Genomic DNA, 23,478 nt, shown 5'->3' on the forward strand with positions numbered 1-23,478 from the left:
GCAATCGCCCGTCTGTTACTGTGCTGCTGATTGTTCGGCATTGAGGGTGAGACGAGCAACCTGGTTTGTTCTGATAAAACGACTGAGATCGACAGGTTTACCCTGGAATTGAATCTGCACGGCCGCCGGCGCGCCAATTTTCAGGCGGTACGGCGTCTGGCCGGCAAGCGTTAAGTTGCCACCGCTGCGCTGCATGCCGCTGAACAGTTTTTTGCCGCTGGCATCGGTCACTTCCAGCCAGCAGTCGGCGTTGAAGCTCAGCTGCAGCGCATTGGCATCCGCCGCCGCACCGGTTGGCGCAGCGTCAGCGGTAGTCGCCGGGGTTTGCGGCAGCGTACTGATATCGGTTTGCGCAGGAGGAACCACTGCGGCAGCCGGGCTGTCAGTGGCCGCGGTAGCCGGTGCCGCCTCTGCAGGCTGTGCCGGTTCTGCGGCTGGCGCAACCGGAGCCGGTTGCGAAACGGTTTGATCCGGGGTGATAGCCTGAGGTTCCACCGCAGTGGCGTCTGTCGACGCCGCACCGGTGTTCAGGTCAATCGGCTGGCTGGTCTGGTTGCCTTCATTCAGACGCGCGCTGGACTGATCGGCCATTGAGGTGATCTCGTCCTGCTGCGCCTGATGATTTTGCCACCACCAGGTGCCGGTCAGACCGACAACAACCAGTACCACCAGGATAGTGAAGCTCCACAGCAGGCCATCGCGCTTTTTGCGGCGCTTGCCGAGGGTCATGCCCTGGACGGTATTCACTTTCGGGCGAAAAGGTTCTTCTTTTTTCGCCGCCGGCAGCAGTTCTTCTTCAGGAATGTGAACGACGCGGGCGTAAGAGCGAATGTAACCACGCAGAAACGTCGCTGCCAGGTCGGCCGGCAGGGTGTCCTCTTCGATGTCACGGACGGTAGAAACCTTCAGGCAAAGGCGTTCAGCAACCGCCTGCTGGCTCAGTCCGAGTTGTTCACGAGCGGTGCGCAGGCGCTGGCCCGTGGAGAGTGCTGTATTTTGGTCGTGAGTGGCTTCAGTATTCATTAGCTGGACTGGTGGTACTGTTTAAATTAAAAGAACCTGATGCAGAGCCAGAACCCGTTGGTTCAGCCCGCACCGCGTAAGCGCTCTGCGAAAAGCGGTGTTGCCCGCTACCCACTCGGTATAAGCGATGCATCCCTTGCAGATTAACCCCTGAACGGTCATCCGGACGCTCTGGCTCTGTTAACCATAGACAGCTTTTACCCCACTGTCTGCGCACGCCAGTCCGCTCGTCACGATGCCATCTCGCTAACCTGTTGTTGTGCCGTTACATACTGCCTCAAACCGGAAAAAAACGCACCGTAATTATTACGCCGGGCAGAGCACAGAACGCATAAACAGTAGTTATATCCCACTGGATATGCTGAACATGCCGCCCGACAACCCTGGCGAGCGGCATATTGACTCACTGTCAGACGGCTTTCACCGCGATTGGTTCACCCTGCAAACGCTTTTTCATGGTGCGTTTGGTACGGTCAATCACCTCGCCCGCCAACTGTCCGCATGCAGCGTCGATGTCGTCGCCGCGGGTTTTACGCACGATAGTGGTAAAGCCATAGCTCATCAGCACCTTGGAGAAACGGTCGATGCGGCTGTTGGAGCTGCGATCGTAAGGCGCGCCCGGGAAGGGGTTCCACGGGATCAGGTTGATTTTGCACGGCGTATCTTTCAGCACTTCTGCCAGCTGGTGCGCGTGTTCGGTGCCGTCGTTGACGTGATCGAGCATCACGTACTCGATGGTAACGCGACCCTGGTTGGCGTTCGACTTATCCAGATAACGGCGCACCGCGGCGAGGAAGGTTTCGATATTGTACTTTTTGTTGATCGGTACAATTTCGTCACGAATTTCATCGTTCGGCGCGTGCAGGGAGATCGCCAGCGCGACGTCGATCATATCGCCGAGCTTGTCCAGCGCAGGCACCACGCCCGAGGTGGAGAGCGTAACGCGGCGTTTCGACAGGCCAAAACCGAAATCATCAAGCATGATTTCCATTGCCGGCACCACGTTCGTCAGGTTCAGCAGCGGTTCACCCATCCCCATCATCACCACGTTGGTGATAGGGCGAGTGCCGGTGACTTTCTGCGCGCCGATGATTTTCGCCGCACGCCACACCTGGCCGATGATTTCCGACACGCGCAGGTTACGGTTAAAGCCCTGCTGCGCGGTGGAGCAGAATTTACACTCAAGCGCGCACCCGACCTGGGAGGAGACGCACAGCGTAGCGCGGTCTTCTTCCGGGATATACACGGTTTCAACCCGTTGGTCGCCGACTGCGATGGCCCACTTAATGGTACCGTCGGAGGAGCGCTGCTCTTCGACCACTTCCGGTGCGCGGATTTCCGCCACTTCCTTCAGTTTGCCGCGCAGCACCTTGTTGATGTCGGTCATCTCATCAAAATCGTCGCAGCAATAGTGATAGATCCACTTCATTACCTGGTCGGCACGAAACGGTTTTTCGCCTAGCGTTTGAAGAAACTCGCGCATCTGCTGACGGTTAAGATCCAGCAGGTTGATTTTTTCAGCTTTCGGGGAGAGCGCCGAGGATGACACCTCAGGCGTGGTAGTGCATTCAGACATAATTTTCTTCCGGCCTCGTTGTTACACGTTGTGGCCCCAGGAGGGTGAATTAAATAAAAAGGCCCCGGCAGCGTAAGCTTGCCGGGGCGCAGTATTGTACAAATTCTCAGGCAGGGTTGCCATCACTGAACGCTGAAGGGGGTAAATAAAGTGTAAATATCCCCGGCGACAGGATTAGCGAGTGCGCGGGCACACTTCGCCTTCTGCGAAGAAATAGGCAATTTCACGCGCAGCAGATTCTACGGAGTCAGAACCGTGGGTGCCGTTCTCGGTGAAGCTGTCAGCGTAGTCGGCACGCAGGGTACCGGCCAGCGCGTTCGCCGGGTTGGTAGCGCCCAGGATGTCGCGGTGACGCTGTACGGCGTTTTCGCCTTCCAGTACGGAAACCACGATCGGGCCAGAGGTCATGAATTCCACCAGACCGTCGAAGAACGGCTTACCGTCGTGCTCAGCGTAGAAACCGCGAGCCTGCTCTACGCTCAGGTGCAGCATTTTGGTGCCGACGATTTTGAAACCAGCGGCTTCAAAACGCGCGAAGATTGCACCGATTACGTTTTTAGCGACGGCGTTCGGTTTGATGATGGAAAACGTACGTTCAATAGCCATTGATTACCTCTGTGAGTTGTTCTGTTAGCACCAGCAAACGCTGCCGGTTTTTAGCGTGGCGCGGATTATAAAGGCCCGTTGCGCCCTTGCCTATGGATGAAGGTAACATTTTTTTAAAATAGCGCGATTATCGGCAACACCGCGCAATTTACCCGCAGTTTGCCGTCTGATGCCGGGATATGCCTTCCCGCTGCACCCAGATTATGCCCTGCAATCCTCACCATGATGAGTGCGTAATGTGACTTCCGGACGATCGCCAGCCTCAACGCATCGCATCTTCACAGAAATGCCAGCGCGATCACAGCCTGAAACGTTACATGTTACCTTTTGGGTTATTTGTTTTTAAAACAATCAGATAGTTAGCCATCTCCCCTGCGCGGTTGCTACCTTTACTCCCATCTCGCACCCCGGTGCGCATTTTAGCCAGACGATAACAAGAGAGCGCTAAATGAGACGAGCCGTGAATGCCCTGCAAAACTTCGGTAAATCCCTCTACGGTCCGGTACTGATCCTGCCCATTGTCGGGTTGTTTATTGCCGTCGGTAATATTCTCGGCAATGGCAATCTCGCCGAGTACCTGCCCTTTCTCGGCCATCCGGCGGTGCAGAATACCGGGCAGTTTATCGCCAAATCAGCGGTGTCAGTGCTGGCGAACCTGGCGATGGTGTTTGCGGTGGGTATTCCCATCGGTCTTGCCAGTCGCGATAAAGGTTACGCCGCGCTGATTGGCCTCGTGACCTTTATCGTTTTATCAACGCCATGAACGTGACGCTGCAGTTGCAGGGCGACATCGCCCCGGCAGAGCAGATGCGCGCTGCCGGCCAGGGCATGGTGCTGGGCGTGCAGGTGCTGGAGATGGGCGTGTTCGCCGGGATCCTCACCGGCGCGCTGTCAGGTTACCTGTATAACCGCTATTCGGGGGTGCAGTTTTCCGGCGCGATGGCGATCTACTCCGGGCACTGCTTCGTTGCCATTATCATGCTGCCGGTCTCCATGCTGCTGGGCGTGATCATGAGCGAGCTCTGGCCGTTTGCGCAGCAGGGCATCAGCGCCCTGGCGCTCGGCATCAAAGGTGCCGGGCCGTTTGGCGTGGCGATCTACGGCTTCCTGGAGCGCATTCTGGTGCCGACCGGACTGCATCATCTGGTCTACACCCCGTTCCTTTATACCGAACTGGGCGGTACGCAAGAGGTCTGCGGCTCGGTGTATCAGGGCGCACGCAACATCTACTTCGCAGAAATGGCCTGCCCGTCGGTGCAGCAGCTGAGTGCCACCACGGTGTGGGACGCGCGCGGTATCAGTAAGATGTTTGGCCTGCCCGCCGCCGCGCTGGCGATGTACATGATGGCGAAGCCGGAGCGTAAAGCCGCCGCCAAAGCCATCCTTATTCCCGCCGCCCTCACCTCTATGCTGGTAGGCGTCACCGAACCGATTGAGTTTTCGTTCCTGTTCGTCGCCCCGCTGCTGTTTGTGGTGCACGCCGTGCTGACCGGGATTGGCATGATGCTGTTCCATCTCTTTGGCGTGCATGCCATCGGGGCCAACGGCTTCATCGATTTCATCCTCTATAACCTGCCGCTCGGCACCACCAAATCAAACTGGCCGATGTACATCCTGGTCGGGCTGATCATGGCCGCGCTCTACTTCCTGGTATTCCGTTTCCTGATTGGCTACTTCGACATGAAGACCCCTGGCCGGGAAGAGGATGACGAGGAGACGCGCCTCTACAGCAAGCAGGAGTATCAGGCGAAGGGCAATAACGACGCGCTGGGCGCGGCTATCGTTGCCGGACTCGGCGGACGCGACAACATCGACGTGGTGGATAACTGCTACACCCGCCTGCGCGTCACGGTGCGCGACGTGGCTGCCATCGATGAGCCGCAGCTGAAGGCCACCGGCGCGAAAGGCATCATCAAACAAGGTAATAACGTTCAGGTGGTCTACGGGCTGCATGTGAAGAAAATGCGAGAAGCAGTCGAACCGCTGCTCTGAAGGAGATAAACAATGTTGAAACCCCCTTTTATCTTAGCCATCGCCGGCGGCGGCAGCACCTATACCCCGGGCATCGTTAAAAGCCTGATGGTGCGGCTGGAGGATTTCCCGCTGGCGGAGATCCGCCTGTATGACATCGACAGCAGCCGGCAGGACACCATCGCGCCGGTGGTGGAGAAGGTGATTCGCGATCACAGCCAGACCATCACCTTTACCACCACCAGCGACCCGGAAACGGCCTTTCGCGGTGCGCATTTCGTCTTTGCCCAGATGCGCGTCGGCCAGTACAAAATGCGCGAGCAGGATGAAAAGATCCCGCTGCGCCACGGCGTGCCGGGTCAGGAGACCTGTGGCCCCGGCGGGCTGGCCTATGGGCTGCGCACCATTCTGCCGATGGTCGAGCTGATCGATCTGGTGGAACACTACGCCGACAGCAACGCCTGGATTGTTAACTACTCCAACCCGGCGGCGATTGTGGCTGAAGGGGTGCGTCGTCTGCGCCCGCAGGCGCGGGTGCTGAACATCTGCGATATGCCGGTGGCGGCGATGCGCAATATGGGCGCGATTCTGGGCGTCGATCGCCATAAGCTGGAGGTGGACTACTTCGGCCTCAACCACTTCGGCTGGTTTACCCGCGTGATGGTAGACGGGGAAGATCGCCTGCCGGAGCTGCGTCGCCACATTGCAAAATTTGGCCTGCTCACCGAGGACGCGGCGCAAACCGACCCGCAGCACTCGGACCCGTCATGGGTGAAAACCTGGCGCAACATCCAGCCGATCATGGAACACTTTCCGGAGTATCTGCCCAACCCGTATTTACAGTACTACCTGATGCCGAACGACATCGTGGCGCACCAGCGTCTGGACTACACCCGGGCCAACGAAGTGATGGACGGGCGCGAGAAAAAGCTGTTTGCCGCTGCGGAGGAGTACAAGCGCACCGGGATACTACCGGACGCGTTCCACGTCGGGGTGCACGGGGCGTTTATTGTCGATGTCGCCTGCTCGCTGGCCTTTGATTTGCGCCAGCGCCATCTGGTGATCGTGGAAAACAAAGGGGCCATCGCCAACCTGCCTTACGATGCCATGGTGGAAGTACCGACTTACATCACCGCCAACGGCCCTGAGCCGGTGCGCATGGGCGCGGTGCCGCTGTTCCACCAGACTCTGCTGATGCAGCAGCTCGCCTCTGAACAGCTGCTGGTGGAAGCCACCATTGAGGGCAGCTACGAGAAGGCGCTGCAGGCATTCACCCTGAACCGCACCGTGCCGAGTATGCAGCACGCGAAAGCGATTCTGGATGAGATGATCGCGGCCAACGCGGCCTACTGGCCGGAGTTGAAAAAAGCCTGGCAGGACGGGGAAGCCGTGAAATAAATCCAACCGTGCTCGCGACTTAGCAGGGGTGTGCTTGTCGGTATGCCAAAAAACACCGACAATCCGTTAACTATGTATGAAACGGAGGCACCTATGTCGACCCCTTTCTTTGTCGCTGCCGACTGGCTGGCAGAGCACATCAATGACCCGGAAATCCAGATCCTCGACGCGCGCATGGCCCCGGCCGGCCAGGAGCATCTGGATATCTCCATCGACTATCGCGCCGGCCACATTCCCGGCGCGCTCTGGTTCGATATCAATGCCCTCTCCGATCACACCAGCCCCCTTCCCCACATGATGCCGCGCCCGGAGAGCTTTGCCGTGGCGATGCGCGAACTGGGTGTCAACAGCGATAAGCATCTGGTGGTGTATGACGGCGGTAACCTGTTTTCCGCCCCGCGCGCCTGGTGGATGCTGCGTAAATTCGGCGTGGTGAACGTGTCGATTCTGGCGGGCGGCCTGGCGGAGTGGCAGCGCGATGAGCTGCCGCTGGAGCAGGGCGACGTCACCGTACCCGAAGGCGAGTTCAACGCCAGCTTCGACCCGGCGCTGGTGAAGCGCTTGCCGGAGGTGATGGTCGCCAGTTTCGAAGGCAGCGCACAGATCGTCGATGCGCGCTCTGCGGCGCGCTTCAATGCCGAAGCCGACGAGCCGCGTCCGGGCCTGAAGCGCGGCCACATACCCGGTGCGTTCAACGTGCCCTGGACCGATCTGGTGATCAATGGTCAGCTGAAAACCACCGACGAGCTGGAGGCGATTTTCGCCCGCCAGGGGGTAGCATTCGATAAGCCAATCATTGCCAGCTGCGGCTCGGGTGTCACCGCAGCGGTACTGATGCTGGCGCTGGAAACCCTTGAGGTGAAAGACGTCACGCTGTATGACGGCTCCTGGTGTGAATGGGGAAGCCGCAGCGATACCCCGATCGAACCGGCGCAGTAGTCATGGATAATCGCCTGGCCTCGCTGCTCCAGCGTGGAGAGTCGTTAACTCGCGCTGAATACCGCGTGCTGTCATACCTGACGGAGCACCCGCTGCTGGTGGGAAAAATCACGGTGCGCGACCTGGCTCAGGCGACCTTTGTCTCGACCGCCACCATCATGCGGCTGTGTCAGAAGCTCGGCTTCAGCGGCTACAGCGAGCTGGTGTGGCACTGCAAGCAGCTGCTGGCCGATGCACCGCATATCGCCCCGCATCCTGTCAGCCAGGAGCGTGAGCTCCCGGCGCTGTTTGACCGCTTTCTGGCTAACTACCGGCAGACCTTTCACTGGGTGACGGCGGAAAAGATGGCGGCGTTTTCTCAGCTGCTGCGCGAGAAGGAGCACTTCTTTCTCTACGGGGCGGGGTTTTCTTACCTGTTTGCCGAGTACCTGACCAAAAAACTGCAGGTGCTGGGCAAGACGGCGTTTATCTCCGGGCCGGGGGACAGCCGCAATATTTTCCTCAGCAACGCCTCACGCTACGAGGTGTTCGTGGCGGTATCGCGCAGCGGCGAGACGGAGCAGGTGCTGGATAAAGCGCGTATTGCGCGCAACGTGGGAATGAGCGTGGTGGCGTTTACCCGCGCCTCGCCCAATACCCTGGCCGGGATGGCGGATCTGCACTTCCCGCTGTACGACGAGGCGGTGCACTTTGCCGCTGAAGCCGCGGGCATCACCTCGTTCGAGTCCAACCTGGTGTTGCTGATGGATTTGCTGCTGCTCAATGCCACGGAGTGACCCTGCCCGGAACGAGCAGGGCGAGCATCAGATAATGCGATTGTTTTTGAAGTCCCGCAGGAAGCTGCCCCAGCGGCGTTCATAGAACGGCGTAATGTGGGCAATCATAAAGTGGCTGATGCCCTTCTCGCCCTCCACCACCTGGCAAATATCGATGGGCTCATCCCCCGGCAGCGTGTCGGTGGCAACGCTTCCTACCGTCTGGATAACCGACTCGATATCGCCGTCCGCTTCAATACCGATCAGCAGGTTCGGCTGCTCGTCCGCCTGTTCCTTGATGGAGCAGATAAACGCCCGTTTAACCGTCTTCAGCTCACGGAACAGCGTGGTCAGGGAGTCCACCATCTGCGCCGGTGGTTCGGCCACTTCAGAAAGCAGCAGCGAGACGCCGCCCTCCAGCACCTGCTGGGTACTCAAAGGGCTGCTTCCCTCTTTGCCGATCAGATGCTGGATTTCCGACGGGGTGAACTCTTTGCCGGTGGGCAGCTTCGGATTCAGGAACAGCGTCTCGCCGAGGGTCATCTCAAACAGCGTGCGCACCGGCATTACAACAAACGCCTGCTCGGTTTCCACCGCCTGCCGCAGCGCGTCCAGCGAGCTGAAGAACGGAATGGCAGACGCGCCGTCATCCTTTTCCCAGTGCTGCAGATCGAGCGCGCTGTCGGCGTCAACCGCCTCCCCTTCCGCCGCGCTGCCCGGCACCCACACCGTGGCGTTCAGCAGTTCACGAAAGAAGGCCGGACGCCAGGCAGGCTCGGTGGCCGCCTGCTCCAGCAGGGTTTCCAGTGTATTTTTCTCGTGTGTCATGGTTTTGCTCTGTGGATCAATATTAACTGCGCCGGGCTACCCGCCGGTGCCCGCAATGAAGAAGGTGGGCGCGCGAAGCTACCCACCTTACGACCCGCCATACCCCGCAGGGCAGGCTGTTACTCTGCGGTTAACAGGTTAGCAATGGTGCGCACGCCCAGACCGGTGGCGCCCGCCGACCACTGTTCGACCGCTGATTTACGGTAGGTGGCGGAGCAGTCGATGTGCAGCCAGCCCTGCTGGTAGTTATCCACAAAGTGTGACAGGAAGCCCGCCGCGGTGCTGGCACCCGCCGGATAGGCCGCGCTACCGGTGTTGTTCAGCTCGGCAAAGTTAGACGGCAGCTGATGGCGGTGGAACTCGGCCAGCGGCAGACGCCAGAACGGCTCGTTTTCCGCCGCCGCGCTCGCCAGCAGTTTACCCGCTAACGCGTCATCGAAGCTGAACAGCGCATGGTAGTCGTTGCCGAGTGCGGTTTTCGCCGCGCCGGTCAGGGTAGCGGCGTCAATCAGCAGCTCCGGCTTCTGGGCGCAGGCGTCGATCAGGCCATCGGCCAGCACCAGACGGCCTTCGGCATCAGTGTTCATCACCTCAACCTTTTTACCGTTGCGGTAGCGAATGATATCGCCGAGCTTAAAGGCGTTGCCGCTGATCATGTTGTCGGCGCAGCACAGGTAGAGCTTCACGCGCTTGTTCAGCCCGCGAGTGATGGCGAACGCCAGCGCCCCGGTCACGGTGGCCGCGCCGCCCATGTCGGACTTCATCGAGTCCATGAACGCGCTCTGCTTGATGCTGTAGCCGCCGGAATCGAAAGTGATGCCTTTGCCGACCAGGCAGGCATATACCGGGGCATTGTCGTCACCGGTCGGGTTGTAGTCGAGCGCCAGCAGCACCGGCTGACGATCCGAGCCGCGGCCCACGGTATGCAGACCCATGTAATTCTGCTCGCGCAGATCTTCCCCTTTGGTGATGCGGTAGCTGACGTGGTCGCCGCCCGCGTCGTTCAGCAGATCCACCGCGCGCTGCGCCAGCTGCTCCGGACCCAGCTCTTCCGCCGGGGCGTTGATGGTGTCGCGCACCCAGTCGATGATTTTCAGGCGGCTGGTCAGCTCCTGCTGCTGCGCCTCGTCGAGCTGCGCCCATTCAACCTTGCGTGAGCCTTTCGGACCTTTGTAGCCCTGCCAGAATGCCCAGCTGGTGTCGGTATCCCAGCCTTCGCCCGCCAGCTGCACGTGCTTGATGCCCAGACCGTCGATTTTGCGCGCCGCGCGCTGAATCAGCCCGAGGTCGTCTTTCCCGTTAAGGTGCAGCGTGATGCCATCGCTGTTGATACTGTACGTTGCGTTCTCACCCCAGCGCGCATCGGCAGGTTGCATGGTAAGCGTAATGTTCATGGCTTCTGTTGTCATTGTTGTGTCCTTGTTGGCTCATGAGTAAACATGAAAACGGGCCGCCCGGAGGCAGCCCGCTATACCCTGAATGAGGCGCGTTGCAGAAATATTTCAGCGCTTGCGCGCTCAGGCTTTCTGCTTCCCGCCATACGAAGAGTATGATTATTCTGCTTCATCTAACCAGACTAGCAGAATTGCTTCGAGAATTTTTTCGTTTGATGCCTGAGGATCGTCTTCAAAATCCTCAAGATCGCAAATCCACTGGTGCATGTCGGTGAAGCGTACCGTTTTCGGGTCCACGTCCGGGCGGCTGTCATACAGCGCCTCGCCGATTTCGCGGCTGTCGGTCCATTTCAATCCCATATCAGTGCTCCCGCGCATGGTTGATGGTGTAACGCGGCATCTCCACCACCAGATCTTCGTCGGTGACGCGCGCCTGACAGCTCAGACGGCTCTCCGGCTCCAGACCCCAGGCTTTATCGAGCATGTCGTCTTCGTCTTCGCTGCTTTCCGGCAGTGAGTCAAAACCTTCACGCACGATGCAGTGGCAGGTAGTGCAGGCACAGGATTTTTCGCAGGCGTGTTCAATGTCGATGCCGTTGCGCAGCGCAACGTCAAGAATAGTTTCACCGCGCTTCGCTTCCAGAACTGCGCCATCCGGACAGAGATCCTGATGAGGCAAAAAAACAATCTTTGGCATGTTAAACCTCGTCCACGGAATGGCCTTTCAGCGCGCGACGAACCGACTGGTCCATGCGGCGTGCGGCGAATTCCTGGGTTTGTTTGTCTACGTTTTTAATGGCTTGTTCTATTGCGTCAGCCTCATCGCCCGCGGCGGCGGCGCGTAATGCGGCAGCGGCCTCGTCGATAACCTGACGCTCTGCGGCGCTTAACAGCGCGGCATCGGCAACGAGCGCGCCTTCCAGACTCTCCAGCACGCGTGCGGCTTCGACTTTCTGTTCCGCCAGCATACGCGCCTTCACATCCTGTTCGGCAAAGCTCATTGAATCCTGAATCATGGTGGCGATCTCGCCATCGGTCAGCCCGTAAGAGGGTTTTACCTGGATCGAGGCTTCAACGCCGGTGGACTTCTCCATCGCCGTGACGCTCAGCAGACCGTCGGCATCCACCTGGAAGGTGACGCGGATATGCGCCCCGCCCGCCGGCAGCGCCGGAATACCGCGCAGCGCGAAACGCGCCAGCGAACGGCAGTCCTGCACCAGCTCGCGCTCGCCCTGCATCACGTGGATGGACATCGCGGTCTGGCCGTCTTTGAAGGTGGTGAACTCCTGGGCGCGCGCCACCGGAATGGTGGTATTGCGCGGGATCACTTTCTCGACCAGGCCGCCCATGGTTTCCAGCCCAAGCGAGAGCGGGATCACGTCGAGCAGCAGCATTTCGCTGTCCGGCTTGTTGCCGACCAGAATATCCGCCTGAATACCGGCGCCGATGGCGACGACTTTATCCGGGTCGATGGCGGTCAGCGGCGTGCGGCCGAAGAACTCGCCGACGCGCTCGCGCACCAGCGGTACGCGGGTGGACCCGCCCACCATCACCACTTCCAGCACCTCGCTGGCGTCCACCGCAGCGTCTTTCAGCGCGCGACGGCAGGCCATCAGGGTGCGTTTCACCAGCGGAGCAATCAGGGTTTCGAACTGGGCGCGCGTCACCTCGCCCTGCCAGCCAGCCACGTTAACCGTCGCCGTATCGGCAGCGCTGAGGGCAATCTTGGCTGCAATCGCCGCATCCAGCAGCTGACGCTGCAGGCGGTTATCGCTGCGATCGCTCAGGCCTGCCAGCTCACGAATGTGGTCAGCAAGCAGGTGGTCAAAGTCATCCCCGCCGAGGGCCGAGTCGCCGCCGGTGGCCAGCACTTCGAACACGCCGCGGCTCAGACGCAGAATGGAGATATCAAAGGTGCCGCCGCCGAGATCGTACACGGCGATAACCCCTTCCTGGCCGGAATCCAGCCCGTAGGCGATAGCCGCAGCGGTCGGCTCATTGAGCAGCCGCAGGACGTGCAGACCCGCAAGGCGCGCGGCGTCTTTGGTGCCCTGACGCTGGGCGTCATCGAAATACGCCGGAACGGTGATCACCACGCCATCCAGCTCGCCCGCCAGCGCTTCGCTGGCGCGGGCCGCGAGGGCTTTCAGGATGTCTGCGGAGATGCGGATCGGGTTCAGCAGACCGGCCGGGGTATTGATCATCGGCAGACCGTTTTCACTGGCCTGCAGCTGATACGGCAGATGGGGGTAGCGCGCCTGGATGTCTGCCAGCGAGCGGCCCATCAGGCGTTTTACCGAACTGATGGTGTTGACCGGATCGTCGGCGGCCTGGGCACGGGCGTCGAAACCGACGCTGTGCGTCCGGGCGGTATAGTGCACCACGGAGGGCAGCAGGTGCCGACCCTGGCTGTCGGCGAGGGTTTCTGCCTGGCCGCTACGCACGGTAGCAACCAGCGAGTTGGTAGTACCTAAATCGATACCAGCCGCAAGACGGCGCTGGTGAGGCGCGGCACTCATGCCGGGCTCACTGATTTGAAGTAAGGCCATGTTGAGCTTCCAGAAAATAATGCCGTACAGGCTTAAAAATCGAGTAGTTTTTCTTCGAGTTGTTCTGTTGCGCTGCGCAGTTTATCGAGAAAGCGCAGTTTACGCACGGTATCTGCCGCCGCCGGCCACGCGTTGCTTGCCAGTTCCTCGACCATCTGCTGATGCCGGGCGTTGAACAGGCCGTCTACCCGCGCCATAAAGCCGTCCAGCTGTGATGCGTCGCGCGCCTGCTCGATCTCATCCAGCTCTTCGCGCAGTTCCAGCTGCTCCATCAAAAAGGCGGTATCGCGCACGGTGTGCTGCTCGGAGGCTAAATCAAAGCCGTGCAGCGAGAGAAGGTATTCGGCACGCCCAAGCGGATGGCGCAGCGTCTGCCAGGCCTGGTTGATGGTGGCGGATTGCTGCACGGCGGCCAGCTGTTCGGCCTGCGGGCGACTGGCGAATTTATCGGGGTGAAACTGACGCTGCAGATCCTGATAGCGCGCCGCAAGGCTGGCGGTATCGATCTGGTAGCTGACCGGCAGGTCAAAAAGGGTGAAGTAATCCATAGCGTTCTCAGCGTTCTGATTATGCGTTTTCGGCCGGTGGCAATGCGCCACGGCAGCGAAAAGGGGTCGCCTGGTAAAACAATACCCCACGCGCGACGGGCGCGGTGGGGTAAAGGTATCGCGGGTATCAGACGTGGAAGCTTTCGCCGCAGCCGCACTCATCTTTCACGTTCGGGTTGGTGAACTTAAACCCTTCGTTCAGCCCTTCTTTTACGAAGTCGAGCTGGGTGCCGTTGAGGAACTGCAGGCTTTTGCCATCGACAACCACCTTCACGCCTTTGTCTTCAAACACCGTATCTTCCGACTGGGGTTCGTCCACAAATTCCAGCACATAGGCCATGCCAGAACAGCCGGACGTGCGCACGCCAAGACGCAGGCCAAAGCCTTTGCCCCGGTTAGCGAGAAAGTCATTCACACGCGCGGCAGCACTGTCGCTAAGGGTAATCGACATACAACAACCTCTATATTTATCTCGTCATAGTTCAAATCGCGGGAAAACCACAGCAGGCGACGCACGGTCAGCCTGCCCGGTAGCGAATCGAATTATTTGGAACCCGCTTCGCGTTTGCTTTTGTAGTCCGCAATCGCGGCTTTAATCGCATCTTCCGCGAGGATAGAGCAGTGAATTTTCACCGGCGGCAGTTCAAGCTCATCGGCGATATCGGTGTTCTTGATAGCCTGCGCTTCGTCCAGAGATTTGCCCTTCACCCACTCGGTAATGAGAGAGCTGGAGGCGATTGCGGAGCCGCAACCGTAGGTCTTGAAGCGCGCGTCCTCAATGATACCGTCATTGTTGACTTTGATCTGCAGCTTCATCACGTCGCCGCACGCCGGTGCGCCAACCATGCCGCTGCCAACGCTCTCGTCGTTGTTGTCGAACGAGCCGACGTTGCGCGGGTTTTCGTAGTGATCGATTACTTTTTCGCTGTAAGCCATGATGATTTTTCCTTAAGTCGTAAACCGATTAGTGATGTGACCATTCGATAGTGTTCAGATCGACGCCCTGCTTGAACATCTCCCACAGCGGAGAGAGATCGCGCAGACGACCAATCGATTTGCGAACCAGCTCGATGGTGTAATCAATCTCTTCAACGGTAGTAAAACGACCTAAAGAGAAACGGATTGAGCTGTGTGCCAGCTCGTCATTCATGCCCAGTGCGCGCAGCACGTAGGAAGGCTCAAGGCTTGCAGAAGTACAGGCGGAACCGGAAGAGACCGCGAGGTCTTTCAGCGCCATAATCAGCGACTCGCCTTCAACGTAGTTAAAGCTGACGTTGAGGATGGTCGGGACGCCCTGCTCCAGTGAACCGTTGAGGTACACTTCTTCGATATCTTTCAGGCCATCCCACAGACGGTTACGCAGGCCGCGCAGGCGGTCCATTTCGCTCGCCATCTCTTCTTTCGCGATGCGATAGGCTTCGCCCATGCCGACGATCTGGTGCACAGGCAGGGTGCCGGAACGCATACCGCGCTCGTGACCGCCGCCGTGCATCTGGGCTTCAATGCGGATACGCGGCTTACGACGCACGTACAGACCGCCGATGCCTTTCGGACCGTAGATTTTGTGACCGGAGAAGGACATCAGGTCCACTTTCAGCTGGGTCAGGTCGATTGGCAGTTTGCCAACGCTCTGGGTCGCATCCACGTGGAAGATGATGCCGCGCGCACGGCACAGGTCGCCGATGGTGGCAATATCCTGCACCACGCCGATTTCGTTATTCACGTGCATGATGGAGACGAGGATGGTGTCCTCGCGCATCGCGGCTTCGAGCTCTTTAAGATCGATGATGCCGTTAGGCTGCGGTGCCAGATACGTCACCTCGAAGCCTTCGCGCTCCAGCTGACGGCAGGTATCCAGCACGGCTTTGTGTTCGGTCTTGCTGGTGATGATGTGCTTGCCTTTTTTCTGGTAGAAGTTGGCTGCACCTTTGATCGCCAGGTTGTCAGATTCGGTGGCACCGGAGGTAAAGACGATTTCACGCGGGTCCGCGCCAATCAGCTCTGCCACCTGGTTACGGGCGATATCTACCGCTTCTTCCGCCTGCCAGCCGAAACGGTGAGAACGGGACGCCGGGTTACCGAACGTACCGTCCATTGTCAGAAATTGCATCATCTTCTCAGCAACACGCGGATCAGCAGGCGTAGTCGCGGAGTAGTCGAGATAAATCGGTAATTTCATTGCTCTTAAGCTCCGTACATCACTTCAATATGTCGAAGCAGGCCACCGGCGTCTTTCGCGCCAGTTTAGTGGGGCAACGTATCGCCCCCGGCCTGATTCAATTAAAACGGTAAAAAGGCTTCAGATTACGCGCGCAGCTTCACGTCGATGCCGTCCTGGCCACGGCCCGGACGCTGCGTCTCATGGCTGTGCTGACGGTCAGACACGTCCAGCACTTCCTGGTTGTTCACCAGCTCGCCAAGAGTAATGTTGTTCAGGAAACCAGTAAGACGGTCGCTAAGATCGCGCCACAGCGCGTGGGTCAGGCACTTATCGCCGCCCTGGCAGCCGCCTTTACCCTGACAGCGGGTTGCGTCCACGGACTCATCCACTGCGCTGATGACTTCGCCTACCGCGATGCTGCCGGCTTCTTTACCCAGCAGGTAACCGCCGCCCGGACCGCGTACGCTTGCCACGAGGCCATTTTTGCGCAGGCGGGAAAACAGCTGCTCCAGATAGGAGAGCGAAATTCCCTGACGTTCGGAGATATCAGCCAACGGCACCGGGCCTGCTTCAGAGTTCAGCGCAACGTCCAGCATTGCGGTAACGGCATAGCGCCCTTTAGATGTCAGTCTCATGTCTTACCTCAAAAATGCCCCTCGAGACGGGGGTTTTGAATGGGATGTGTATCACATAGCAGGCGCAAGTCTGACATTCCCGACTAAAATGGTCAACTATTTACCTGACTATTTTACTCAAGTATTTACCCCGATAGTTTACCGGGGTATTGCGCGCTGATTTATCCCGTTTTTCGCCCCCGCGCCGTGACGCTTGCGCAGGCCATTCAGGGCTATTTTTGCGGTTTGTTTTTCTGTTCCATTGAGGCCAGCATCCCGCGCAGGATGTTCAGCTCCTGGCTTTCAGGACGGGCGCGGGTGAACAGGCGGCGCAGCTTGTTCATGACCTGGCCGGGGTGGCTGGCGCGAATAAAACCGGTATCCAGCAGCACCTGCTCCAGGTGGCCATAGAAACGCTCCAGATCGTCCACCAGCGGATACGGGGTCTCTTCAGGCTGCGCAGCGGCAGGCTGTTCCTGGGTCGCCAGCCATGCCATACGCACTTCATAGGCGATAACCTGCACCGCCATCGCCAGGTTCAGCGAGCTGTACTCCGGGTTAGCGGCAATGGCGACGTGGTAGTGGCACTTCTGCAGTTCATCATTAGTCAGGCCAACGCGTTCGCGACCAAAGACCAGCGCCACCGGCGTGTTTTGCCCTTCCGCCACGCTCTTGATGCCGCACTCGCGCGGGTCGAGCATCGGCCACGGCAGGGTGCGCGAGCGTGCGCTGGTGCCAACCACCAGGCTGCACCCGGCAATGGCTTCATCGAGGGTGTCGACGATCTGCGCATTGCCAATCACGTCGCTGGCCCCGGCGGCCAGGGCGATAGCCTGCGAGTCCGGTTTCACCAGCGGATTGACCAGCCAGAGGTTAGTCAGGCCCATGGTTTTCATAGCGCGGGCTACGGAGCCCATGTTGCCGGTGTGAGAGGTTTCAACCAGCACAATACGAATGTTTTGCAGCATAGCGATTCGGTACGAGGGAAAAATATGGCGGCATCCTACCATAAAGCGTCCGGATGATCCGCCCCTGCGCTAAGGATGTTGCAGCGATGTGACAAACAGGCATGCAGCGCGCTGAAGAACCGGACGCAGCGTGCAGTCTGCCATAGTGCACGCCGAACAGATTGACTACCCTGCTGTTATTGCGTCACGCCGGAAGTCACCGACATTTCCGCGCTGCGCTTAATAAAGGAAACTATATTCCCTGCCAGAGAAATACCTTTTTATAGCTTTACATGAGTAAAAGCCATACAGCCATCCGGGCGTGTAAGCGGTTAAAATAAATAAAGCTAACCGTTGCTAAAATTATTTCCCTGTGTCTTAATGGCGTCCTCGGTTTGGAATACAGACCTTATGAAAGCAGTTTTAGTAAAGCAGTCCTCAGTTCAGGCGTTATCAATAGATACCCTCCTCAATGAGCCTCCTCCTAAGTGCCAAATAAGTAACTCTCTAATATCAGGCCATCCTTGCTACTCAATGTGGCTCATCAATTAAGGAAATATCTATGTCTAACAAAATGACTGGTTTAGTAAAATGGTTCAACGCTGATAAAGGTTTTGGCTTTATCACTCCGAACGACGGCAGCAAAGATGTATTCGTACATTTCTCTGCTATCCAGAGCGACAGCTTTAAAACGCTGGATGAAGGTCAGCAGGTATCTTTCACCATTGAAAATGGTGCTAAAGGCCCGGCAGCGGGTAACGTTACTCCGCTGTAAGCTGCGCTAATTATCCGCGACGTTTACAATAGCGAAGAAGACATTACGTCTGAGCAGTTAAGCCCCGCAGATAATAAAAATAAACCCGCCTGGTGCGGGTTTTTTATTATCTGAATTTCGCAGTAAAGGTTGCCTTGATTTACTGTTGCCCGCAGGCAAGGTTGTAGGCGAGCCGGTAAATGAGGTTGCACCGTCCGGGCGCAAGGGTATATACTCCGCGCGTTTTTTCCGTTCTTTAACATCCAGTGAGACTAACCGATGCATCCGATGCTGAACATCGCCGTGCGTGCCGCGCGCAAAGCGGGTAACGTAATTGCCAAGAACTATGAAACGCCCGACGCTGTAGAAGCGAGCCAGAAAGGCACCAACGATTTCGTCACCAACGTAGATAAAGCGGCAGAAGCCATGATTATCGACGTGATTCGTAAATCGTATCCGCAGCACACCATCATCACCGAAGAAAGCGGTGAACATGAAGGTACCGATCAGGATGTGCAATGGGTTATCGATCCACTGGATGGCACGTCTAACTTTATCAAACGTCTGCCGCACTTCTCCGTCTCAATCGCCGTACGCATTAAAGGCCGTACCGAAGTGGCGGTGGTTTACGATCCGATGCGTAACGAACTCTTCTCTGCCGTTCGCGGTCAGGGCGCACAGCTCAACGGTTATCGTCTGCGCAGCAGCAATGCTCGCGATCTGGATGGCACCATTCTGGCGACCGGTTTCCCGTTCAAAGCCAAACAGCACGCCACCCCGTACATGAACATCGTTGGCAAACTGTTCACCCAGTGTGCCGACTTCCGTCGCACCGGCTCTGCCGCGCTGGACCTGGCCTACGTGGCCTCCGGCCGCGTTGACGGTTATTTCGAACTGGGCCTGAAGCCGTGGGATTTCGCCGCGGGCGAACTGCTGGTTCGTGAAGCTGGCGGTCTGGTGTGCGATTTCACCGGCGGTCATAACCACCTGATGAGCGGTAACATCGTCGCCGGTAACCCGCGCGTGGTAAAAGCAATGCTCGCCGCTATGCGTGATGAGCTCAGCGAAGCCATGAAGCGCTAATCCATAGCGCGAATGAAAAAAGGCAGGTGCGCGAGCAGCTGCCTTTTTTGTTGCCGGAAATTCAGAACGGTCGCAGCCCGCCCCCCGGCGGTTGAGCGCTGAGCCACATCACCAGGGCGGCGATCAGCAATATCGCCCCGCCGCTCAGGGCCAGCGTTGCCCCGCCCACCCTGCGCCACAGCGCGGGCGTACTTCCGGCGCTCAGCCGCTGTGCGACGCGCCGGAAGCTGTGCACCAGCAGCGCCAGCGCCGAGATGGTCAGCGACGTCCCCGCCGCCATTGCCAGCGCCGAGGCCATCCCCCAGCCGAACACGCCGATCACCTTGCTGAACAGCAGCACCATCAGCGCCCCTGAACACGGACGCATTCCCATCGAAAGGATAATCGCCAGCCGGGCGCGCCAGTCGTCGCTGTTGGCGAGCTGCTCGTTATCCGGCAGATGCTGATGACCGCAGCCGCAGTTGGCGTGATGCTGGTGATGCGGCGTAAAGGCGGTGAAGCGGCGCGGCTGCGGCATCAGGCGGCGCAGGCGTTTTATCGCCCGGTAGCAGAGCAGCAGCCCCAGCGCGCCTACCAGCAGATAGCTCCCCTTCTCCATCCAGAAACCACTGAGGTGCAGCTGGCGCGCCGGCAGCTTCAGCAGCGTCAGCACCACGGTAACCAGCGCAATCGCCACCACGCCCTGCAGCAGCGAGGAGGCAAACGTCAGCCCGAGGCTGGTTTTCAGCCGCGACGGATGCGTAGCCAGCCAGGTGGTGATCACCACTTTACCGTGCCCTGGCCCCAGCGCGTGGAGCACGCCGTAGACGAAACTGAACAGCAGCAGTGACGCACCCGCCTGACCGGGGTTCTCTGCCACGCGCTTGAGCAGCTGGCTCATCTCACTGTTGACCGCCCGCTGCCAGCGGATGCTGCTGATCATTACCTGCGGCCAGTAGTGCCAGAGCGCCAGCCCGGCCATCAGCATAAACAGAGCAAACAGCGCCAGCGGCCAGAACGGCAGCCAGCGGCGTGACGCGGTGCGTTGGGTAAAGATTACTGACATTGAAGCGTTACCTGCTGAGCAAATTGTCGACCTAAATTCATATCTTCCGGCGGCGCATCCGCTTTATCGAGCGAAGAGGCGAAATCCAGCACCTCATCCCCCGGCGACGGCGTCATCACCTTCAGCGAGCAGCGCGAGGCCAACGCCGGCGGCAGCCGGGCATCGCTGTCCTCGGCGTAGCTCATATCCACGTAGTAGCTCGGGTCGAAGGTTGAAAAAGTGTACGTCTGCCCGCTGAGCGGTTGCGCCGAAGCCAGCGGCAGCACGAAGTTAAGTACCGCCTGGTGGTTCTCCTCCTCCAGGCTATAGGACGTGGGCCGGTCGATAAACTTCACCTTTTTACCGTTGTGCCACACCTCGGTGAAATAGTGCTGGCCCAGCACGTTCGCCATCACCTCGGCGGCGAGCTTTTTCCAGATTTCCGAGCCCGGCGGGGCATCACCGGCATCATAGAGAAGATCTGCTGAAGTAATTTCATCCATCGTCCAGCGCATTTTCAGCGCGATAAACTGGTCATCCCGCACCACCACCGTCGACTGCAGCGAAATAAAGCTGTGCGGATGCGCAAACGCATCCTGTGCGCCGGTCAGCATCCACAACGCTGCCGCGCCGATAATCCCCTGCATTTGTCTGCGCATTTTTCCCTCAGATGCAAAATTCTGTGAGCCAGCCACAATTCCGTAATGAAAAGCCGTCTGTCTCGCTTTCCGCCGGGTACAGGTTAGCTACTCTTAACGTTATTCAACATAACTGGAAAATCAGATGATGACACTATTATGCCCGCCGTCCTCTGCGCTCTCCAGTCCGCAGCGCCGCTGCCAGGTGTTATTGATGCTCTATCTGCCGGGACAGATCGTGACGCCAGAAATTCTGGCACGCGTGAATGGCGTGGACGACAGCATTGCCCGACAGGATATTCTGGACGCCAGCGAGGAGATTGCCCGCTTTCACCGGCTGACGATCCTGACCCTCGAAGATGGCAGCTACCGGATTGACGGCTCCGCCCTCGACCGCCGCCTCTGCCTGCTGCACTGGCTGCGGCGCGGCCTGCGTCTGTGCCCGCACTTTATCGAGCAACACTTCACACCAACGCTGAAGACCGGTCTGCGCACCCTTGGCATCGCCACCGCGCTGTATGACGACACAAACCTGCAGGCGCTGGTCAACCTGTGTGGTCGCCGTCTGCAGCGCAGCTTTGGCACCCGCGATGTCCAGTTCCTGCGTCTTTACCTTCAGTACTGCCTGCTGCAGCACCATGATGGCCTGACGCCGGAGTTTACCGAGCCGCAGCAGCAGTGGACCCAGACACGTACCGAGTATCAGGCGGCGCAGGAGATTGTGCGGCACTGGCAGCGCCGGGTGATGCAGCTTCCCCATGAAAACGAGCAGCGCTTCCTCGCCCTGCTGTTTATGATGCTGCGCACCCCGGACCCTCTTAACGACAGCCACCAGCAGGATATCCGGCTGCGGCTCGCCATTGGTCAGATGATCGAACGCTTCCGGGCGCTGTCCGGCATGACTTTCAGCGATGAACAGGGGCTGGCCGATCAGCTCTATATTCATCTGGCGCAGGCGCTGGAGCGCTCGCTGTTCGGCATCGGCATTGATAACAGCCTGCCGGAAGAGGTTTACCGGCTCTATCCGCGCCTGATGCGCACCACGCGCGAGGCGTTCCGCGGCTTTGAAACCGAGTACGGCATCGACTTTTCCGATGAAGAGGTGGGACTGGTTGCGGTGATATTTGGTGCATGGCTGATGCAGGAGAGCGATCTGCATGAGAAACAGGTGCTGCTGTTAACCGGCAACGATACCCGGCTGGAGCAGGAGATCGAACAGCAGCTGCGCGAACTGACGCTGCTGCCGCTCAACATTCGCCATCTGACGCTGCATGCTTTCCAGCAGCAGGGCGCCCCCAGGGAGGCCGCGCTGATTGTGACGCCCTACGCCACCTCCCTGCCGCTGTTTTCCCCGCCGCTGATCCACGCCACTATGCCGCTGGGGGAACATCAGCAGGCGCGCATTCGCGCCATTCTTGAAGCCTAACGCGGCGCTGCCACGCCGGGGCGTAACAGTAGCGACGGCAGCGCCACCAGCGCCATCACCCAGAACACGCCGTTATCGAGGTGCTGGTAGAGATAGCCCGCGATCATCGTCATGATGGCGATGCCGCCTCCCATTGCCACCGCGGAGTACATCGCCTGCAGACGAATTACCTCGGCGCCTTTGCGCGCAGAAATGTAGCGCATCGCCGCCAGATGACAGACCGTAAAGCTGCCGCAGTGCAGGATCTGCATCACGATGAGCCACGGCAGATCGGTGGTCCAGCCCATTAGCCCCCAGCGTACTATGCCGCTGATGCCCGAGAGCAGCAGCAGCCCGCGTACCGAAAAGCGGCGGAACAGCCTGTTGCTCAGCGCAAACACCAGGATCTCCGCCACGACGCCAAGCGACCACAGATAGCCCACCACCGACGCGGAATAGCCCGCTTTCTGCCAGTAGATAGCGCTGAACCCGTAATAGGCGGCGTGCGCCCCCTGCAGCAGGGAGACGCAGGCGAGAAAACGCCAGCTGCTGGCAATAAGCGCCCGCCATGCCGGCCAGCCTGCCGCTTCGCGACTGCGGGCTTCGCCCTGCGGCATCACCGAAGGGCGCAGCAGCATACCGAGCAACATGGACGCGATACCGATCGACAGCAGCACCAGAATGGCGTGGTAGTCATAAAGACTGACCAGCTTACCGGTCAGGGCTGAGCCCACCACAAAGGCAATCGACCCCCACAGCCGCACGCGGCCATAATCCATCGCGATCTGCCGCTGCCAGGTGCCGGCCAGCGCGTCGGTGAGCGGCACCAGCGGGGAGAAAAACAGGTTGAAGCCGACCATCACCACAAACAGCCAGGCGGCGGCAGTGCCCAGCCAGAAGGCCAGCGCGAACACCAGCGTCAGCAATGCAAGAATGCGCAGGGCAAAGACCAGCCGGGAAGGATCCTGTACGCGGGGAGCCAGCAGCAGGCTACCGAGAAAACGGGCGATCAGCCCTGCCCCCAGCAGTAAACCGATGGTTTCGGCGGGCAGGCCAACGCCCTGAAGCCAGACGCTCCAGAAAGGCAGAAAAATGCCGTAGCTGAAGAAGTAGGTGAAGTAGCTGAGCGCCAGCCAGTTTCTGGAATGCAGTCCCATGAATCCCTCCCGTTTTGGACGGCGATAGTCTCGCGGGTAATTCCCCCTCATGCAAGGCGTAACATCAATTTAACATTATTTATCGACCCCGGAATGCGCCTGCATGTG

23 protein-coding genes and 1 pseudogene are annotated in these 23,478 nt (G+C 59.0%); 7 read left to right on the plus strand and 17 right to left on the minus strand.

Features of this window, described 5'->3' with window-relative positions:
• Positions 1 to 15: 15 nt before the first annotated feature.
• The 3 genes from rodZ to ndk all read right to left on the minus strand — a co-directional run bounded on the left by rodZ (position 16) and on the right by ndk (position 3,205).
• Positions 16 to 1,023 carry a cytoskeleton protein RodZ gene (gene rodZ, locus KFZ77_RS14320; RefSeq protein ID WP_264384573.1) on the minus strand — a complete coding sequence of 336 codons (1,008 nt, stop codon included), beginning with the start codon at positions 1,021 to 1,023 and terminating at the stop codon, positions 16 to 18.
• Between the two features lie 409 nt (positions 1,024 to 1,432).
• Positions 1,433 to 2,599 carry a bifunctional tRNA (adenosine(37)-C2)-methyltransferase TrmG/ribosomal RNA large subunit methyltransferase RlmN gene (locus tag KFZ77_RS14325; RefSeq protein WP_031520332.1) on the minus strand — a complete coding sequence of 389 codons (1,167 nt, stop codon included), beginning with the start codon at positions 2,597 to 2,599 and terminating at the stop codon, positions 1,433 to 1,435.
• 174 nt (positions 2,600 to 2,773) lie between these two features.
• Positions 2,774 to 3,205, minus strand: coding sequence for a nucleoside-diphosphate kinase (gene ndk, locus KFZ77_RS14330; protein ID WP_024548603.1), 432 nt, complete (start codon positions 3,203 to 3,205; stop codon positions 2,774 to 2,776).
• 448 nt (positions 3,206 to 3,653) lie between these two features.
• Between ndk and KFZ77_RS14335 the strand changes: the two are divergent.
• The 4 genes and pseudogenes from KFZ77_RS14335 to KFZ77_RS14350 all read left to right on the plus strand — a co-directional run bounded on the left by KFZ77_RS14335 (position 3,654) and on the right by KFZ77_RS14350 (position 8,289).
• Positions 3,654 to 5,197, plus strand: a pseudogene (locus KFZ77_RS14335) (PTS transporter subunit EIIC).
• A gap of 12 nt (positions 5,198 to 5,209) precedes the next feature.
• Positions 5,210 to 6,574, plus strand: coding sequence for a 6-phospho-alpha-glucosidase (locus KFZ77_RS14340; protein WP_264384574.1), 1,365 nt, complete (start codon positions 5,210 to 5,212; stop codon positions 6,572 to 6,574).
• A 93-nt stretch (positions 6,575 to 6,667) separates the two neighbouring features.
• On the plus strand, positions 6,668 to 7,513 hold the full coding sequence (sseA, locus tag KFZ77_RS14345) for a 3-mercaptopyruvate sulfurtransferase (protein WP_031520327.1): 846 nt from the start codon (positions 6,668 to 6,670) through the stop codon (positions 7,511 to 7,513).
• A 2-nt stretch (positions 7,514 to 7,515) separates the two neighbouring features.
• A complete protein-coding gene (locus KFZ77_RS14350; protein ID WP_264384575.1) occupies positions 7,516 to 8,289 on the plus strand; it encodes a MurR/RpiR family transcriptional regulator in 774 nt (257 codons plus the stop codon).
• Between the two features lie 27 nt (positions 8,290 to 8,316).
• On the opposite strand, the gene sseB is transcribed toward KFZ77_RS14350, so the two are convergent.
• The 11 genes from sseB to trmJ form a co-directional block, all read right to left on the minus strand.
• The gene (gene sseB, locus KFZ77_RS14355; RefSeq protein WP_031520325.1) at positions 8,317 to 9,096 is read right to left on the minus strand and encodes an enhanced serine sensitivity protein SseB; all 780 of its coding nucleotides are present in this window, start codon (positions 9,094 to 9,096) and stop codon (positions 8,317 to 8,319) included.
• 119 nt (positions 9,097 to 9,215) lie between these two features.
• Positions 9,216 to 10,505: an aminopeptidase PepB gene (gene pepB, locus KFZ77_RS14360; protein WP_264384576.1), complete on the minus strand. Its 1,290-nt coding sequence runs from the start codon at positions 10,503 to 10,505 to the stop codon at positions 9,216 to 9,218.
• A gap of 144 nt (positions 10,506 to 10,649) precedes the next feature.
• On the minus strand, positions 10,650 to 10,850 hold the full coding sequence (gene iscX / locus KFZ77_RS14365; protein ID WP_031520323.1) for a Fe-S cluster assembly protein IscX: 201 nt from the start codon (positions 10,848 to 10,850) through the stop codon (positions 10,650 to 10,652).
• Between the two features lies 1 nt (position 10,851).
• Entirely contained in the window at positions 10,852 to 11,187 is a 336-nt protein-coding gene (gene fdx / locus KFZ77_RS14370; protein ID WP_031520322.1) for an ISC system 2Fe-2S type ferredoxin, read from the minus strand.
• A gap of 1 nt (position 11,188) precedes the next feature.
• Positions 11,189 to 13,039: a Fe-S protein assembly chaperone HscA gene (gene hscA, locus KFZ77_RS14375; RefSeq protein ID WP_031520321.1), complete on the minus strand. Its 1,851-nt coding sequence runs from the start codon at positions 13,037 to 13,039 to the stop codon at positions 11,189 to 11,191.
• Between the two features lie 32 nt (positions 13,040 to 13,071).
• Positions 13,072 to 13,587 (minus strand): co-chaperone HscB, encoded by a 516-nt coding sequence (gene hscB / locus KFZ77_RS14380; protein ID WP_264384577.1) that lies wholly within the window; start codon positions 13,585 to 13,587, stop codon positions 13,072 to 13,074.
• A 127-nt stretch (positions 13,588 to 13,714) separates the two neighbouring features.
• Complete coding sequence (gene iscA / locus KFZ77_RS14385; RefSeq protein WP_031520318.1) at positions 13,715 to 14,038, minus strand: iron-sulfur cluster assembly protein IscA; 324 nt, start codon at positions 14,036 to 14,038, stop codon at positions 13,715 to 13,717.
• A 92-nt stretch (positions 14,039 to 14,130) separates the two neighbouring features.
• On the minus strand, positions 14,131 to 14,523 hold the full coding sequence (gene iscU / locus KFZ77_RS14390; protein WP_031520315.1) for a Fe-S cluster assembly scaffold IscU: 393 nt from the start codon (positions 14,521 to 14,523) through the stop codon (positions 14,131 to 14,133).
• A 28-nt stretch (positions 14,524 to 14,551) separates the two neighbouring features.
• Positions 14,552 to 15,766 (minus strand): IscS subfamily cysteine desulfurase, encoded by a 1,215-nt coding sequence (locus KFZ77_RS14395; RefSeq protein WP_031520314.1) that lies wholly within the window; start codon positions 15,764 to 15,766, stop codon positions 14,552 to 14,554.
• 125 nt (positions 15,767 to 15,891) lie between these two features.
• A complete protein-coding gene (gene iscR / locus KFZ77_RS14400; RefSeq protein ID WP_031520312.1) occupies positions 15,892 to 16,383 on the minus strand; it encodes a Fe-S cluster assembly transcriptional regulator IscR in 492 nt (163 codons plus the stop codon).
• Positions 16,384 to 16,595: 212 nt separating this feature from the next.
• Positions 16,596 to 17,330 (minus strand): tRNA (cytosine(32)/uridine(32)-2'-O)-methyltransferase TrmJ, encoded by a 735-nt coding sequence (trmJ, locus tag KFZ77_RS14405; RefSeq protein ID WP_264384578.1) that lies wholly within the window; start codon positions 17,328 to 17,330, stop codon positions 16,596 to 16,598.
• A 541-nt stretch (positions 17,331 to 17,871) separates the two neighbouring features.
• On the opposite strand from trmJ, the gene cspE reads away from it, so the two are divergent.
• The gene (cspE, locus tag KFZ77_RS14410) at positions 17,872 to 18,084 is read left to right on the plus strand and encodes a transcription antiterminator/RNA stability regulator CspE (protein WP_031520308.1); all 213 of its coding nucleotides are present in this window, start codon (positions 17,872 to 17,874) and stop codon (positions 18,082 to 18,084) included.
• Between the two features lie 258 nt (positions 18,085 to 18,342).
• A complete protein-coding gene (gene suhB / locus KFZ77_RS14415) occupies positions 18,343 to 19,146 on the plus strand; it encodes an inositol-1-monophosphatase (protein ID WP_031520306.1) in 804 nt (267 codons plus the stop codon).
• Between the two features lie 61 nt (positions 19,147 to 19,207).
• Here the strand turns inward: suhB and KFZ77_RS14420 are convergent, their stop codons facing one another.
• Entirely contained in the window at positions 19,208 to 20,191 is a 984-nt protein-coding gene (locus KFZ77_RS14420; protein ID WP_264384579.1) for a nickel/cobalt transporter, read from the minus strand.
• Complete coding sequence (locus KFZ77_RS14425) at positions 20,182 to 20,817, minus strand: DUF1007 family protein (RefSeq protein WP_031520303.1); 636 nt, start codon at positions 20,815 to 20,817, stop codon at positions 20,182 to 20,184. The genes KFZ77_RS14420 and KFZ77_RS14425 overlap by 10 nt, the downstream gene beginning before the upstream one ends.
• Before the next feature lie 136 nt (positions 20,818 to 20,953).
• Here KFZ77_RS14425 and csiE point away from each other — a divergent pair, with 136 nt between their 5' ends.
• Positions 20,954 to 22,234: a stationary phase inducible protein CsiE gene (gene csiE, locus KFZ77_RS14430; protein ID WP_264384580.1), complete on the plus strand. Its 1,281-nt coding sequence runs from the start codon at positions 20,954 to 20,956 to the stop codon at positions 22,232 to 22,234.
• Here the strand turns inward: csiE and KFZ77_RS14435 are convergent.
• Entirely contained in the window at positions 22,231 to 23,370 is a 1,140-nt protein-coding gene (locus tag KFZ77_RS14435; RefSeq protein WP_264384581.1) for a 3-phenylpropionate MFS transporter, read from the minus strand. The two genes, csiE and KFZ77_RS14435, sit on opposite strands and share 4 nt — an antisense overlap.
• Positions 23,371 to 23,478 lie beyond the last annotated feature (108 nt).

Source organism: Siccibacter colletis (genome assembly GCF_025914095.1).
Taxonomy (GTDB): domain Bacteria; phylum Pseudomonadota; class Gammaproteobacteria; order Enterobacterales; family Enterobacteriaceae; genus Siccibacter; species Siccibacter colletis.

Bases quoted from the DNA above. Each gene is read 5' to 3' on its own strand.
- rodZ (WP_264384573.1), bottom strand. From the start codon at position 1,023: ATGAATACTGAAGCCACTCACGACCAAAATACAGCACTCTCCACGGGC.
- KFZ77_RS14325 (WP_031520332.1), bottom strand. From the start codon at position 2,599: ATGTCTGAATGCACTACCACGCCTGAGGTGTCATCCTCGGCGCTCTCC.
- ndk (WP_024548603.1), bottom strand. From the start codon at position 3,205: ATGGCTATTGAACGTACGTTTTCCATCATCAAACCGAACGCCGTCGCT.
- KFZ77_RS14340 (WP_264384574.1), top strand. From the start codon at position 5,210: ATGTTGAAACCCCCTTTTATCTTAGCCATCGCCGGCGGCGGCAGCACC.
- sseA (WP_031520327.1), top strand. From the start codon at position 6,668: ATGTCGACCCCTTTCTTTGTCGCTGCCGACTGGCTGGCAGAGCACATC.
- KFZ77_RS14350 (WP_264384575.1), top strand. From the start codon at position 7,516: ATGGATAATCGCCTGGCCTCGCTGCTCCAGCGTGGAGAGTCGTTAACT.
- sseB (WP_031520325.1), bottom strand. From the start codon at position 9,096: ATGACACACGAGAAAAATACACTGGAAACCCTGCTGGAGCAGGCGGCC.
- pepB (WP_264384576.1), bottom strand. From the start codon at position 10,505: ATGACAACAGAAGCCATGAACATTACGCTTACCATGCAACCTGCCGAT.
- iscX (WP_031520323.1), bottom strand. From the start codon at position 10,850: ATGGGATTGAAATGGACCGACAGCCGCGAAATCGGCGAGGCGCTGTAT.
- fdx (WP_031520322.1), bottom strand. From the start codon at position 11,187: ATGCCAAAGATTGTTTTTTTGCCTCATCAGGATCTCTGTCCGGATGGC.
- hscA (WP_031520321.1), bottom strand. From the start codon at position 13,039: ATGGCCTTACTTCAAATCAGTGAGCCCGGCATGAGTGCCGCGCCTCAC.
- hscB (WP_264384577.1), bottom strand. From the start codon at position 13,587: ATGGATTACTTCACCCTTTTTGACCTGCCGGTCAGCTACCAGATCGAT.
- iscA (WP_031520318.1), bottom strand. From the start codon at position 14,038: ATGTCGATTACCCTTAGCGACAGTGCTGCCGCGCGTGTGAATGACTTT.
- iscU (WP_031520315.1), bottom strand. From the start codon at position 14,523: ATGGCTTACAGCGAAAAAGTAATCGATCACTACGAAAACCCGCGCAAC.
- KFZ77_RS14395 (WP_031520314.1), bottom strand. From the start codon at position 15,766: ATGAAATTACCGATTTATCTCGACTACTCCGCGACTACGCCTGCTGAT.
- iscR (WP_031520312.1), bottom strand. From the start codon at position 16,383: ATGAGACTGACATCTAAAGGGCGCTATGCCGTTACCGCAATGCTGGAC.
- trmJ (WP_264384578.1), bottom strand. From the start codon at position 17,330: ATGCTGCAAAACATTCGTATTGTGCTGGTTGAAACCTCTCACACCGGC.
- cspE (WP_031520308.1), top strand. From the start codon at position 17,872: ATGTCTAACAAAATGACTGGTTTAGTAAAATGGTTCAACGCTGATAAA.
- suhB (WP_031520306.1), top strand. From the start codon at position 18,343: ATGCATCCGATGCTGAACATCGCCGTGCGTGCCGCGCGCAAAGCGGGT.
- KFZ77_RS14420 (WP_264384579.1), bottom strand. From the start codon at position 20,191: ATGTCAGTAATCTTTACCCAACGCACCGCGTCACGCCGCTGGCTGCCG.
- KFZ77_RS14425 (WP_031520303.1), bottom strand. From the start codon at position 20,817: ATGCAGGGGATTATCGGCGCGGCAGCGTTGTGGATGCTGACCGGCGCA.
- csiE (WP_264384580.1), top strand. From the start codon at position 20,954: ATGATGACACTATTATGCCCGCCGTCCTCTGCGCTCTCCAGTCCGCAG.
- KFZ77_RS14435 (WP_264384581.1), bottom strand. From the start codon at position 23,370: ATGGGACTGCATTCCAGAAACTGGCTGGCGCTCAGCTACTTCACCTAC.